This window comes from Alistipes sp. (genome assembly GCF_048465635.1).
Classification (GTDB): domain Bacteria; phylum Bacteroidota; class Bacteroidia; order Bacteroidales; family Rikenellaceae; genus Alistipes.
Map to the genome: position 1 here is coordinate 195,790 of NZ_DBFWLF010000013.1, position 14,114 is coordinate 209,903.

General features: G+C 63.8%; 9 protein-coding genes. All 9 read left to right on the plus strand.

The features are described 5' to 3' along the window. Positions 1-11 precede the first annotated feature (11 nt). The 9 genes from ACMO9O_RS05660 to ACMO9O_RS05700 all read left to right on the plus strand — a co-directional run bounded on the left by ACMO9O_RS05660 (position 12) and on the right by ACMO9O_RS05700 (position 14,101). A complete protein-coding gene (locus ACMO9O_RS05660) occupies positions 12-1,796 on the plus strand; it encodes a silent information regulator protein Sir2 (protein WP_418982742.1) in 1,785 nt (594 codons plus the stop codon). A gap of 2 nt (positions 1,797-1,798) precedes the next feature. Next, positions 1,799-3,394: a glycoside hydrolase family 28 protein gene (locus tag ACMO9O_RS05665; RefSeq protein ID WP_418982743.1), complete on the plus strand. Its 1,596-nt coding sequence runs from the start codon at positions 1,799-1,801 to the stop codon at positions 3,392-3,394. Positions 3,395-3,634: 240 nt separating this feature from the next. Further along, positions 3,635-5,074, plus strand: coding sequence for a glycoside hydrolase family 28 protein (locus tag ACMO9O_RS05670; protein ID WP_418982745.1), 1,440 nt, complete (start codon positions 3,635-3,637; stop codon positions 5,072-5,074). Positions 5,075-5,084: 10 nt separating this feature from the next. Then, on the plus strand, positions 5,085-6,563 hold the full coding sequence (locus ACMO9O_RS05675; protein WP_418982747.1) for a rhamnulokinase: 1,479 nt from the start codon (positions 5,085-5,087) through the stop codon (positions 6,561-6,563). Positions 6,564-6,584: 21 nt separating this feature from the next. Further along, positions 6,585-7,841, plus strand: a complete 1,257-nt coding sequence (locus ACMO9O_RS05680; protein WP_418982748.1) for an L-rhamnose isomerase — start codon at positions 6,585-6,587, stop codon at positions 7,839-7,841. Between the two features lie 26 nt (positions 7,842-7,867). Next, complete coding sequence (gene rhaT / locus ACMO9O_RS05685; protein ID WP_418982750.1) at positions 7,868-8,887, plus strand: L-rhamnose/proton symporter RhaT; 1,020 nt, start codon at positions 7,868-7,870, stop codon at positions 8,885-8,887. A 5-nt stretch (positions 8,888-8,892) separates the two neighbouring features. Continuing rightward, entirely contained in the window at positions 8,893-9,696 is an 804-nt protein-coding gene (gene rhaD, locus ACMO9O_RS05690; protein ID WP_418982751.1) for a rhamnulose-1-phosphate aldolase, read from the plus strand. A 70-nt stretch (positions 9,697-9,766) separates the two neighbouring features. After that, positions 9,767-10,681 carry an AraC family transcriptional regulator gene (locus ACMO9O_RS05695; protein ID WP_418982752.1) on the plus strand — a complete coding sequence of 305 codons (915 nt, stop codon included), beginning with the start codon at positions 9,767-9,769 and terminating at the stop codon, positions 10,679-10,681. Between the two features lie 159 nt (positions 10,682-10,840). Beyond that, positions 10,841-14,101 (plus strand): SusC/RagA family TonB-linked outer membrane protein, encoded by a 3,261-nt coding sequence (locus ACMO9O_RS05700; protein ID WP_418982753.1) that lies wholly within the window; start codon positions 10,841-10,843, stop codon positions 14,099-14,101. Positions 14,102-14,114: the final 13 nt, after the last annotated feature.

The window sequence follows — 14,114 nt, forward strand, 5'->3', positions numbered from 1 at the left end:
CTGAAAATACCATGAAAAAACTGCTTCTGCTGACGGCGCTGTTCGCCGTCGCCGGCTCCGCTGCGGCCCAGGACCCGCGCGAAAGAGCCTACAACTACGAAATCCTCGCCCCGAGCCACGCGGCCAAAGCGCCAGTCGAGGGGTATGCCACCGAGCGCGTCGCCGAAAAGCTGGGCCGCTCGCTCACGGCACGCCTGTCCGAGGACGGCAAGGGAGTTTACCTGAGCTGGCGGCTGCTCGCCGGGGACCATCCAGGCATCGGCTTCAACGTCTACCGCCGCGCGAAGGGGGCGACCGAAGTGCTCAACCGCCGTCCCGCGACCAAAACGTGCGACTTCGTCGACACGGAACCCGTGGCCGATGCCGCGGCCGAATACTGGGTGGAACCGTGCTACGACGACCGGAAACTGCCCGCATCGAACACCGTCCGGGTCGATGTCCGGACGCTGAAAACCGCTCCGTCCTACGTCTCGATCCCCGTTCGCGGCCGGATCGGCAAGCTGGGCGTGGGCGATCTGAACGGCGACGGGGAGTACGATTTCGTGGTCCGCACGCCCGACACCAACGTCGATCCCGGCGTGCAGGGTAGGCACTTCGACGCCGAGTACACCGTCTCGGCCTACCTCAGCGACGGGACCAACTTGTGGGATTATGAGCTGGGCGAGGGCGTCGAGCCGGGCATCTGGTACTCGCCGATGGTCGTCTACGACTTCGACGGCGACGGCAAGGCCGAGGTGGCGATGCGCATCTGCCCCGACGGCAAACGCAACGAGCGTCACCGCGTGGCGTCGGGCGCGGAGTATCTGGTGGTGCTCGACGGCATGACGGGCCGCGAGATCGCCCGCGCCCCGTGGCCGGGGCGGACGGCGCGGCTGGGCGACCTGAACCGGCAGAACCGCAACCAGATCGGCATGGCCTACCTCGACGGAAAGAGCCCGGCGATCATTACGGCAAGAGGGACCTATCGGGCAATGCTCTGCGATGCGTGGGAGCTGCACGCGGGCAAGCTGCGTCACCTCTGGCGCTGGGACGGCGACGAGGAGAACCCCGTCGTGCGCAGCCAGGGCGCACACAATATGGTTGCGGGCGACGTGGACGGCGACGGCCGCGACGAAATCCTGCTCGGCGGCTGCATGCTCGACGACAACGGCACGCTGCTCTGGTCGGCGGGCATCGGCCACCCCGACAAAACCTATCTGACGGATCTCGACCCGGCGCGTCCGGGCATGGAGGTCTTCCTCTGCGGCGAGGTGTGGCACGACGACGGCCGCGGCGTCTGCTGCGTGGACGCGGCCACGGGCCGTCCGGTCTGGAACATCGGCCACCCGACCACCCACGTGGGCGACGGCATGGTGGCCGACATCGACCCCTCGCATCCGGGGCTGGAGTGCTTTGCGGCCGAGGATCGCAAGGCGGGCAGGGACACGCGCTACCTGCTCACGGCACAGGGGCGCAGGCTGCCTGCCGAAAAGATTCCGGGCTGCCGCAACTGGGTCTGGTGGGACGGCGACAAGGTGCGCGAAACCGTCGTCGGCGACCGGATCGTGAAGTGGCCCGCAACGGAACTGGCCGCCGGCATCGAAGGCGCGATCCAGCTGATCGGCGACATCCGGGGCGACTGGCGCGAGGAGATCGTAACGGCCCTCGACGGGGAGCTGCGCATCTACTCCACGAACCGGCCCGCCGCCGACCGCCGCGTGACGCTGATGCAGGACCCCGTCTACCGCAGCTACGTCGCGGAGCGCAGCCAGGGATACCCCCAGTCGCCCGTACCGTCTTATTACTTAGGAGAGTAGCCATGAACCGACCGATCACGACCCTGCTTTGCAGCCTCGCGGCGCTGCTGGCGCAGACAACCCAGGCGGGAACCCCCACGGAAAACCCGGCTCCCGCATCCGACCGCTTCGACTATTTATATAAGGAGCTGCCCTTCGACATGCCGCGGCTCGCCGTGCCGCAATTCCCCGACCGGGCGGTCAGCATCGCCGACTTCGGGGGCGATGCCAGCGGCGAGCGGCTCTCCACCGACGCCTTCGCGGCGGCCATCGACCACCTCGCAGCAGCGGGCGGCGGCACGCTGCGCGTCCCGGCCGGAGTATGGTACACCGGCCCGATCGTGCTGCGCGATAACATCCGCCTCCATCTGGAGCGGGGCGCCATCCTGCTCTTCTCGGAGGACAAAAGCCTCTATCCGCTCGTCGAAACCTCGTTCGAGGGGTACGACAACACGCGCCGCTGCCAGTCGCCGATCTCGGCGCGGGGTGCGCGCAACATCGCCGTCACGGGCCATGGGGTGATCGACGGCAACGGGGAATACTGGCGTCCGCTCAAACGGGAGAAGGTCAACGAATCGACCTGGCGGCGCGTCACCGCGCGAGGCGGCTGCTACAAGCGGCCGACCTACTGGTTCCCCAGCGAGCAGGCGCTCCGGGGCGACGCCATCGCCGACATGAACGTGCCGCGCACGCTCACCACCGACGAAGAGTGGGCCTCGGTCAAGGACTTCCTGCGTCCGGTGATGGTCAGCCTCATCGACTGCGAGAACGTTTGGCTCGAGGGGGTCGTCTTCCAGAACTCCCCGGCGTGGAACATCCATCCGCTGCTGTGCCGCAACGTCATCATCGAGAACATCACCGTCCGCAACCCCTCCTACGCCCAGAACGGCGACGGACTGGACATCGAATCGTGCCGCAACGTGCTGGTCGTCGACAGCCGCTTCGACGTGGGCGACGACGGCATCTGCATCAAGAGCGGCAAGGACGAGGACGGCCGGCGGCGGGGCGTGCCCGCGGAGAATGTCGTGGTCGACGGCTGCACGGTCTTCCGCGGCCACGGGGGCTTCGTCGTGGGCAGCGAAATGTCGGGCGGCGTGCGCAACGTCGCGGTCTCGCACTGCAACTTCGTCTCGACCGACGTGGGGCTGCGCTTCAAGAGCCGCCGCGGCCGGGGCGGCGTGGTGGAGAACATCTACGTGCGCGACGTTGCCATGTCGGACATCGCCACCGAACCGCTGCTGTTCGACCTCTTCTACGGCGGCAAATCGGCCGTCGAGGTGCTCGAATCGGGAACCGAGGAGCGGGCCGCGTCCGTCGTGCCGCCCGTCGACGAGACCACGCCCGCGTTCCGGAACATCGACGTGCGCCGCCTCAACTGCAAAGGAGCGCGCCGGGCGCTCTTCTTCAACGGCATCCCCGAGATGCCGATCTCGGGCATCCGCATCGAAGAGAGCTTCATCTCGTCGAAGATAGGCGGCGAAATCCGTCACGCTGAGCAGATCATTTTACACAATGTCCGCATTTCGGCCGCCGAAGGCCCCGCCCTCAAGATCGCCGACTGCCGGCAGACCGACGTCGAATCATTCGACGGAGAGGTAGTCTATCAAAATACGAAGTAACCCGACCGTCAAAAACAGCAGTTTTTCCTGCCTGTAAACGCCTCACAATCGCTATGTGGGGCGTTTTTAGTATATTAGCAAGAGCAAACGACGCAGGATATTAAAATTTTTTAGCTATTTATTCAAAAAAATCACTATCAAATCGCATAGTCACAAAATCAATTTTCCACATACGCTTGGTAAAAAACCCGCTACTTTTGAGAAACTTTTACGAACAAACCGCCTACTAACCGAAAATTTATGAATTGCATCGTGCGCATACTCATCCTCTGCGCGGCGTCATTTTCCGCAGTAACCTGCTCGCAAAGCCCCGCGCAGGACAATCCTTTCCCTGAACTGGCGTGGATCGCCGAGGTCGGCGCACGCACCCTCCCCGCCGCCGAAGCCGTCTTCTCGGCCAATGCCTACGGCGCGGTAGGCGACGCGGTGACCGACGCCACCCAAGCCGTACAGGCCGCCATCGACGCCTGCAAGGCGGCCGGAGGCGGCCGGGTGACCTTCGACCCGGGCATCTATCTAGTCGGGTCGCTCTTCATCGACGGCGACAACATCCTCTTCGAAGTGCCGCGCGGCACGACGCTCATCGGCAGCCAGTCGATCGCCGACTACCGCCGCATCCCCACCCGCGTGGCGGGCGTGGATATGGAGTGGCCCGCAGCGCTGATTAACCTGATGAACTGCTCGAACAGCGCCGTCGCGGGCGAGGGCACGATCAACGGCCGCGGCAAGGTGTTCTGGGACAAGTACCGCCAAATGCGCAAGGAGTACGACCCCAAGGGGCTGCGCTGGATCGTGGACTACGACTGCGAGCGCCCGCGCGGCATCCTCATCTCCGACTGCAAGGACGTGACCGTCCGGGACATCGTTCTCTATCAGCCGGGCTTCTGGTCGCTGCACATCCTCTACTCCGAGCACGTGACCGTCGACAATATCATCATCTCGAACAACATCGAGGGCCGCGGCCCGTCGACCGACGGTGTGGACATCGACTCCTCGCACCACATTCTCGTGCAGAACAGCCACATCAACTGCAACGACGACAACTTCTGCCTCAAGGCGGGGCGCGACAGCGACGGGCTGCGCGTCAACCGTCCCTGCGAGTACGTGGTCATCCGCAACTGCGTGGCCGGCCACGGCGACGGGCTGTTCACCTGCGGCAGCGAGACCTCGGGGTCGATCCGCCACATCGCGGCCTACAACATGCAGGGGCTGGGAACCAAATACGGTCTGCGCTTCAAGTCGACCTGCCAGCGGGGCGGCGTGATCGAAGACATCTACCTGGGCAATATCGAGATGCGCAATGTGCGGGACCCGTTCGTGGTCGATCTCAACTGGCATCCGGCGTACAGCACCTCGCGTCTGCCGGCCGAATACGAGGGCAGGGAGCTGCCCGCCCACTGGCAGAAGATGCTCGCGGAGGTTACGCCCGAAGAGGGCACGCCCAAGTTCCGCAACATCCACTTCCGCAACGTCGAAGCTACCGGAGCGCGCACCTGCATGAAGGTCGGCGGTCTGGAGAACTCTACCATCGAGGGCTTCACCTTCGAAAACGTCTCGCTCGAGGGGCAGGACGCCGGATCGGTCCGGCGGGCCGAGAACTGGCAGACCGCGGGGCTGACCGTCCGCGCCTCGGGCAAGCCGCTCGAAACGGCCGACAACACGGGCGTCGAACTCAACTAAGCCGCAAATCATGTCGCAGAAGCATCTTATCGCCATCGACCTGGGGGCCACCAGCGGCCGGGTGATTCTGGCCACGATCGACGGACAGCGTATCGGTCTGGAGGAGCTGAACCGCTTCCCTACGCGCATGATCCGCCTGTTCGGCCGCTACTATTGGGACATCTACGCGCTGTTCGGCCACATCTGCGACGGACTGCGCGACGCCGCCCGCAAGGGCGTTGCGATCGACTCGATCGGCATCGACACCTGGGGCGTCGACATGGCTTTCGTCGGGCGCGACGGGCAGCTGCTGGGACTTCCGCGCGCCTACCGCGACCCCTATACGGACGGCACGCCCGAGGAGTTCTTCCGCACCGTTCCGCGGCGCGAGGTCTACGACCGCACGGGCATCCAGATTATGAACTTCAACACGCTCTACCAGCTCGCCGCGGCGCGCCGCGAACGCTGCGACGCGCTCATGGCTGCCGACAAGCTGCTCTTCATCCCCGATGCGCTGGCCTACTTGCTCACCGGACGGATGGTCTGCGAATACACGATCCTCTCCACCTCGCAGCTGATGGACCCGCGCGGCAAGCGGCTCGACGCGAAGCTGCTCGCGGCGGCGGGCGTCCGCCCCGAACAGTTCCCCGGGATCGTCTTCCCGGGAGAGATCGTCGGACATCTGAGCGCCGAGATCGCCGAAGCGACCGGGCTTGGCCCCGTTCCGGTCATCGCCGTGGCGGGCCACGACACAGCCTCGGCCGTGGCGGCCGTTCCGGCAAGCGACGAGCGCTTCGCCTACCTTTCGTCGGGAACCTGGTCGCTCATGGGCATCGAAGTCCGCGAGCCGGTCATCACCGACGAGAGCTTTCGGCTGAATTTCAGCAACGAAGGGGGCGTGGAGGGGACGACGCGCCTCTTGAAAAACATCACGGGCATGTGGCTGCTCGAGCAGTGCCGCGCCGCATGGAAAGCCCGCGGACGCGACTACTCCTACCCCGAGATCGTCGCCATGACCTCCGCCGCCGAGCCGTTCGCCGCGTGGATCGACCCCGACGACGCCCGTTTCGCCGCCCCGACCGACATGGAGGCTGCCATCCGCGCCTACTGCCGCGAAACGGGACAGACCGAACCGGCGGACGACGCGGCCCTCATGCGCTGCATCTTCGAGAGCCTCGCCCTCAAGTACCGCGAGGTGCTCGACAAGCTGCGGCGGCTGGCTCCGTTCCCGCTCCAAACGCTCCACGTCATCGGCGGCGGGGCGCAGAACGACCTGCTGAACCGCATGACCGCTTCAGCCACCGGAGTTCCGGTCGTCGCGGGCCCGTCGGAGGCCACCGCGCTGGGCAACGTGCTGGTTCAGGCCCGTGCGCTCGGGCTGGCCGCCGACCTGAAAGATATGCGACGGCTGGCCGCCGAATCGGTCGCCACCCGCCGCTTCGAGCCGGAAGAGAGCGCCCGCTGGCAGGCGGCTTACGACGCCTACGAACGAATCACCCAACAAGCATAAATCCTAAACACGATCCGAAAAATGAAACCAGAATTTATCGAAAAGGCTTACGAAATAGCCCGCGAGCGTTACGCCGCCATCGGCGTCGACACCGATGCCGCCATGGAGCAGCTGCGCGGGGTGGCGATCTCGCTCCACTGCTGGCAGGCGGACGACGTTGCCGGCTTCGAGAACCGGGGCGGCAGCCTCACGGGCGGCATTCAGACCACGGGCAACTACCCGGGCCGCGCCCGCAACGTCGAGGAGGTGCGCGCCGACATCGCCGAGGCGCTGCGCTACATCCCCGGCTCGCACCGCCTGAACCTGCACGAGATCTACGGCGAGTTCGGCGACGAGCGGATCGACCGCGACCAGGTCGAACCGCGCCACTTCGCCGGCTGGATCGCCTGGGCCAAAGAGCACGGGCTGAAGCTCGACTTCAACTCCACCTCCTTCTCGCACCCCAAATCGGGCGACCTGTCGCTGGCGAACCCCGATCCGGCCATCCGCGAATTTTGGATCGAACACACGCGCCGCTGCCGCGCCGTGGCCGAGGAGATGGGCCGCGCGCAGGGAGACCCCTCGATCATGAACGTCTGGGTGCACGACGGCTCGAAAGACATCACCGTCAACCGCATGTACTACCGCGAGCTGCTGATGGATTCGCTCGACCGCATCTTCGAGAAGGAGTACGAACACATGAAGGACTGCGTCGAATCGAAGGTCTTCGGCATCGGGCTGGAGAGCTATACGGTCGGTTCGAACGACTTCTACATCGGCTACGGCACGAGCCGCGGCAAGATCATCACGCTCGACACGGGCCACTTCCACCCCACCGAATCGGTGGCCGACAAGCTCTCCTCGCTGTTGCTCTACACCCCCGAGGTGATGCTCCACGTCTCGCGCCCGGTGCGCTGGGACTCGGACCACGTGACCATCCTCAACGACGAGACGCTCGACCTGATGAAGGAGATCGTCCGCTGCGACGCGCTGGAGCGCGTGCACATCGGGCTGGACTACTTCGACGCCTCGATCAACCGCATCGGCGCCTACGTCGTCGGCACGCGCGCCGCGCAGAAGAGCCTGATGCAGGCCTTGCTCGAACCGCTCGCGCAGCTGCGCCGCTACGAGGCCGAAGGGCGCTATTTCGAACGGCTGGCGCTGCTCGAGGAGGCCAAGTCGCTGCCGTGGAACGCCGTATGGGACATGTTCTGCCTCCGCGCGGGGGTTCCCGTGGGCGAGGAGTTCATCGCCGGGGTGCAGCGCTACGAACGGGAGGTGACCTCCAAACGCGGCTGACCGCACGACGCTGAAAAAGCCGCATTATGGAAATCCTGATCGGTCTTCTGATTATCGCCGTCGGTTCGTTCGGACAGTCCAGTTCCTACGTGCCGATCAACAAGGTCCGCGCGTGGTCGTGGGAGAGTTTCTGGCTCACCCAGGGCCTCTTCGCGTGGCTGGTCTTCCCGCTGTGCGGCGCTTTGCTGGCGCTGCCGGGCGGAGGCGTGTCGCTCGGCACGCTGCTCGGTGCGGGCGGTGCGCTGCCGACGGTGGTCTACGGCGCTCTTTGGGGCGTCGGGGGCCTCACGTTCGGTCTCTCGATGCGCTACCTGGGCGTGGCGCTCGGCCAGTCGATCTCGCTGGGAACCTGCGCGGGGCTAGGGACGCTGCTGCCGGCCCTGTTCGGCGGCGAGGACCTGCTCTCGGGCGACGGACTGACGCTGCTGATCGGCGTTATGATCACCCTGGCGGGCATCTCCGTGATCGGCTACGCCGGGTCGCTGCGCGCGCGGAACCTCTCCGAGGAACAGCGGCGGGCCGCCATCCGCGACTTCGCATTGGGCAAGGGGTTGCTGGTAGCCGTGCTGGCCGGCGTGATGAGCGCCTGCTTCGCGCTGGGCATCGACGCCGGCGCACCCATCCGGCAGGCGGCGCTCGACGCCGGGACGGACCCCCTCTTCGCGGGGCTTCCGGTCATCCTGCTCGTCACACTGGGCGGTTTTGCAACAAACGCCGCCTACTGCCTCTGGCAGAACGCCCGCAACCGCACCTTCGGCGACTACGCCAAAACGGCGGTGCTGGCGCGCAACATCCTCTTCTGCGCCCTGGCGGGCGGCCTGTGGTACACGCAGTTTTTCGGACTGGAGACGGGCAAGAGCTTCCTCGGGGGCAATCCCGTGCTGCTGGCCTTCTCGTGGAGCATCCTCATGTCGCTGAACGTCATCTTCTCGAACGTCTGGGGCATCGTGCTGCGCGAATGGCGGGGCGTCACGCGCCGCACGGCCGCGGTGCTCGTCGCCGGACTGGCGCTGTTGATTTTTTCACTAATCTATCCAAACCTCTAACGCACATGAAATCGATCCTCGAGAACCGTCCCGAACTGGCCCGTCAGGTGGCCGAAGTGGCCGAAGTGGCCGGCTACCTCTGGCAGAAGGGGTGGGCCGAACGCAACGGCGGCAACATCACGGTCAACGTCACCGCCCATATCGACGATGCGGTGCGCGCCCTGCCCGCCATCAGCGAGGTGCGCCTCATCGGAACCGTACTGCCCCACCTGAAGGGGTGCTACTTCTTCTGCAAGGGAACCAACCGCCGCATGCGCGACTTGGCACGCCGTCCGATGGAGAACGGCGCGGTGATCCGTATTCTGGACGACTGCGCCTCCTACGAGATCGTCGCCGACAACCCCGTGCCGCCGACCTCCGAACTGCCCGCGCACCTGTCGATGCACGACAAGATGATCGCCGACGGCAAGGGTTACACCGCGGCGCTGCACACCCACCCGATCGAGCTGGTGGCCCTGTCGCACAACCCCGCGTTCCTCGAAAAGGACGTATTGACGAACCTGCTGTGGAGCATGATCCCCGAAACGCGCGCCTTCTGCCCCAAGGGGCTGGGCATCGTGCGCTACGAGATGCCCAGCACGCTCCAGCTGGCTCAGGCGACCATCCGCGAGCTGGCCGACTACGACGTGGTGATGTGGGAGAAGCACGGCGTATGCGCCGTGGGACCCGACATCATGGAGGCGTTCGACTTCGTGGACGTGCTCTCCAAGTCGGCGCAGATCTACCTCACGGCCCGTTCGATGGGTTTCGAACCCGAGGGCATGAGCCGCCGGCAGATGGACGAGCTGAAAGAGGCGTTCAACCTCTGAGCCGCTTCCGCAGACCGACCAACCGACCAACCGACCAACCGACCAACTACCGACCCAAACCGAACCTGCCATGAACGACGAAACGATCCGACATCCATCGAGCGCCGTATTCAAGTACCTGATCGCCAACGACAACGACCGCAAACTCAACGCCGTGGTCAACACCGTCGGCTCGCAGGACATCATCCCCCACGACGAATACCCGCTCAAGGCGCACCCGGCCGACTACTTCTTCGACACGGAGAAGGGCCGCGTGCTGCACGAGTACCAGCTGCTCTACATCACCCAGGGCAAGGGTACGTTCCGCTCGGTGAACACCCCGCCGGAGGGCGTGCGCGTCAACAAGGGCACGCTGATTCTGCTGCGGCCGGGCGAGCTGCACTCCTACTGTCCGCTCGCCTCGACCGGGTGGATGGAGTACTACATCGGCTTCGAGGGACGCACGTTCGACCAGCTGCTGCGCCTCCTGGGCCTCCACAAGGGCGAACAGCTCTGGGAGATCGGCTTCAACAACGAGCTGACGCAGCTGTACCAGCGCGCCCTCGAGGTCGCCTCCGACAACAAGATCGCGCCCCAGCCGCTGCTGACCGGCATCGTCTGCCACATGATCGGGCTGATCTGCTACACGATCCGCAACCAGAACAACTCGACGACCAACCTGCTGGAGCAGGCGGTCGAAAAGGCCAAGATCATCATGGACGAGCGGGTGACCGAGGAGATCGACCTCTACGCGCTGGCGTCGGAGCTGAACCTGAGCTACTCGTGGTTCCGCAAGACGTTCAAGGACTACACGGGCCACTCCCCGGCCAAGTATTTCCAGCAGCTGAAGCTGCGGCGGGCCGAACGGCTGCTCTCCGACACGACGCTTTCGATTAAGGAGATCGCCTACTCGCTGGGGTACAAGTCCACCGAACACTTCTTCTCCATCTTCAAAAAACACACGGGATACACCCCCACGGCCTACCGGAATTACGGCCGCGAGTAGTGTCATAATGCGAATAAATCATTTTGCATAGTCGGATTATCATTTTCATCAACCATCATACATACAATTAATTATAATTTTATCGGCAGATAACCGACCCTTGTTTTTCAACAAGCAGAATCAACACTGAACCCAATTACTAATCTAACACCTGATTTTATGAGAGCATCTTTCCAACGTGTCGCAATGCTGGCTTTGGCCGCATTGTTCAGCGTGGCGGCAACAGCCGCGTCGGCTCAGACGCGTACCATCACCGGCACGGTCACGGGACCCGACAACCTACCGGTCGTGGGTGCTACGGTATTCGCCACGGACGGCCAGAAGACCAACGTTCCGCTGGCCGGCACGACCACCGACGCCAACGGTCAATTCTCCCTGAACGTCCCCGCCGGGGCCGCGCAGCTCACCGCCCAGTTCATCGGCTACGAGAACGAGTCCGTAGCCCTCGGGGGGGGGAAATCCGTCTATGACTTCGCGCTGAAAGACTCCTCCGTGATGATGGAGGAGGTCGTGGCCATCGGCTACGCCAAAGTCAAGCGCAAGGACGTCACCGGTTCGACCGTCTCCGTGTCGGGCAAGGACCTCGCGCAGATTCCCGTCATGACCGCCGCCCAGGCCCTGCAGGGTAAGGCCACCGGCGTGAACATCGTCACCCAGAACGGCGCTCCGGGCGCCAAGACCAACGTGGTGATCCGCGGCGGTACGTCCATCACGCAGGAGACCAAGCCGCTCTACATCGTCGACGGCTTCGAGATGGAGGACGCGCTGGACAACATCAACATCAACGACATCGAGACCATCGACGTCATCAAGGACGCCTCCTCGTCGGCGATCTACGGTGCGCGGGGTTCGAACGGCGTGATCATCATCACCACCAAAGGGGCGCAGAAGGGCAAGACGATGGTGCAGTACAACACCTACTTCTCGTTCGACACTCTCTCCAAGAAGCTCGACATGATCGACGACGCGGAGGATTTCGTAAAATATCAATACGAGTTCCAGAACCTCAACAACAACGTCCCCAACTACGCGCTGCTCTACGACGGACGCAGCACCGAGGACGCCGGCTTCTACCAAGGGGTCTATGCCCGCATCGCCCAGCTCTACGGCGGCGCCCGCGCCATCGACTGGCAGGACGAGATCTTCGGCGGCTACGCCATGACGCAGAACCACAACATCAACATCTCGACGGGTACGGAGAAGACCCAAGTGATGCTGAGCTACAACTTCAACGATCAGGACGGTCTGGTTCCCAACCACTCGGTGACCAAGAACTCGGTGCGCGCCAAGATCAATTCGGAGCTTTACAAGGGCGTCCGGCTCGACTTCAACGCCAGCTTCACCAACAACAAGACCCAGGGCGGCGGCGCCTACTCGGGCATGAAGAACGCCCTGCTGCAGCCCGTCACGGGCGGCGTGCTCTATACGGACGACCAGCTCATCAACTCGGAGCTTTACGACGCATACAAAGGCATGTCCGGTTCCGGCTCCTGGGACATCGCCAACCCGAACATCCAGAATCTGGCCACCACGTCGACCAAGCGCTCGCGCCTGTTCAACGTCAATGCCGGCATCGAGGTCGACTTCCTCAAGCACTTCACCTTCCGCACCGCGGGCAGCTACACTTGGGGCCAGATCAACGACCGCAGCTTCTCCGACGAGCGTGCGCTGGAGTACATCAACAACCAGAACATCAACGGCGGCATCAGCAACAAGGACACCTACCGCTACCAGATCACCAATACGCTCAGTTACAACCAGGATTTCGGGAAACACCGGCTGGGCGTACTGCTGGGTCAGGAGGTCACCCACTCCGAATCGCAAAAGTCGGAACTCAAACTCAAGAACTTCCCGCTGCCCAACTTCGGACTGGACGACATCTCCAAGGCCCAGCCCGACACCTGGAAGTCGGAGCACGCGCACAGCGGCATCGTTTCGGCGTTCGCCCGCGTGAACTACTCGTTCGACGAGCGCTACCTGCTGACCGCCACGCTGCGCGCCGACGGTTCGTCGAAGTTCGCCGCCGGCAACAAGTGGGGCGTATTCCCCTCCGTATCGGGTGCATGGCGCATCTCGGAGGAGAAGTTCTGGAAAGACGGCAAGATCTCGAACGTCATCAACGGTCTCAAACTGCGCGCCGGCTACGGTACGACGGGTAACTGCAACATCTCGGACGCCAGCTACGCGACCAACATCTCGCAGGGCGACTACCCCATCGGCGGCAGCACCAACGTCACGTACAGCCCCGGCGACACGCTCGGCAACCCCGATCTGAAGTGGGAGACGGTGATCGCCACCAACGTCGGTCTGGAGCTGGCCATGTTCAACAACCGCCTCAACATCACTGCCGAGTGGTACAACAACGAGTCGAAGGACCTGCTGATGAAGTGCAACATCCCCACCTCGACGGGTTACAAATTCCAGTTCCAGAACGTCGGCGAGCTGCGCAACCGCGGCTTCGAGCTGGGCATCAACTCGGTCAACATCCAGACCAAGAACGTCCGCTGGACCTCTGACCTGAACCTCTCGTTCAACAAGTCGAAAGTGCTCCGTCTGGAGAACGAAGAGACCGAATACAAGCCCTTCACGGTGGGCAACTCGGGCCGCAACGGTACGGTCTACTACCGTGCCGTCCCGGGAGAGAGCCTCGGCGCCATGTACGGCTTCGTCTACGACGGCATCTACACCACGGACGACTTCATCGAGACCCCCGACGGCAAGTTCCAGCTGCGCGACGGCGTGGTCGGCTACAAGAACGGCACGCCCCAGCCCGGCGACATCAAGTACGCCGCGGACGACGTGGACGCCGACGGACGCCCCATCTTCTCCTCCAAGCAGGTGAAGATCGGCGACGGAGCGCCGCTCTTCACCGGAGGTTTCACCAACACGGTCACCTTCTTCGGCTTCGACGTCTCGGTCTTCCTGAAATTCTCCTACGGCAACGACATCTTCAACGCCACCAAGCAGAGTTACAGCCCCTACGTGGCCAACGAGAACGTCCCCGCCGAGATGGGAACCAACTTCTACCGCCTGATCGACCCCTCGACGGGCCGCCGCGCCACCGACCTGGCCACGCTCGCACGCCTGAACCCCGACCAGTCGGGCCGCACGTGGTCGCTGGACCAGACCAACAACAAAACCGCCGTAAGCTACGCCACCTCCTACTTCGTGGAGGACGGCTCCTACCTGCGCATCGGCCAGATCACGCTGGGTTACACGCTGCCCAAAAAGCTCCTGCAGAAGGTCCGCATCGCCAACGCCCGCTTCTACTTCACGGTCAACAACGTGGCCACGCTCACCGGCTATTCGGGCTTCGACCCCGAGGTTTCGGCCACCGAGTCGATCTGCACGCCGGGTGTGGATCAGGCCGCCTATCCCCGTTCGAGAAGCTATGTAGTGGGTCTGAACCTCTCCTTCTAAACGAACCGAAACT

Bases quoted from the DNA above. Each gene is read 5' to 3' on its own strand.
- rhaD (WP_418982751.1), top strand. From the start codon at position 8,893: ATGAAATCGATCCTCGAGAACCGTCCCGAACTGGCCCGTCAGGTGGCC.
- ACMO9O_RS05700 (WP_418982753.1), top strand. From the start codon at position 10,841: ATGAGAGCATCTTTCCAACGTGTCGCAATGCTGGCTTTGGCCGCATTG.
- ACMO9O_RS05675 (WP_418982747.1), top strand. From the start codon at position 5,085: ATGTCGCAGAAGCATCTTATCGCCATCGACCTGGGGGCCACCAGCGGC.
- rhaT (WP_418982750.1), top strand. From the start codon at position 7,868: ATGGAAATCCTGATCGGTCTTCTGATTATCGCCGTCGGTTCGTTCGGA.
- ACMO9O_RS05680 (WP_418982748.1), top strand. From the start codon at position 6,585: ATGAAACCAGAATTTATCGAAAAGGCTTACGAAATAGCCCGCGAGCGT.
- ACMO9O_RS05695 (WP_418982752.1), top strand. From the start codon at position 9,767: ATGAACGACGAAACGATCCGACATCCATCGAGCGCCGTATTCAAGTAC.
- ACMO9O_RS05670 (WP_418982745.1), top strand. From the start codon at position 3,635: ATGAATTGCATCGTGCGCATACTCATCCTCTGCGCGGCGTCATTTTCC.
- ACMO9O_RS05660 (WP_418982742.1), top strand. From the start codon at position 12: ATGAAAAAACTGCTTCTGCTGACGGCGCTGTTCGCCGTCGCCGGCTCC.
- ACMO9O_RS05665 (WP_418982743.1), top strand. From the start codon at position 1,799: ATGAACCGACCGATCACGACCCTGCTTTGCAGCCTCGCGGCGCTGCTG.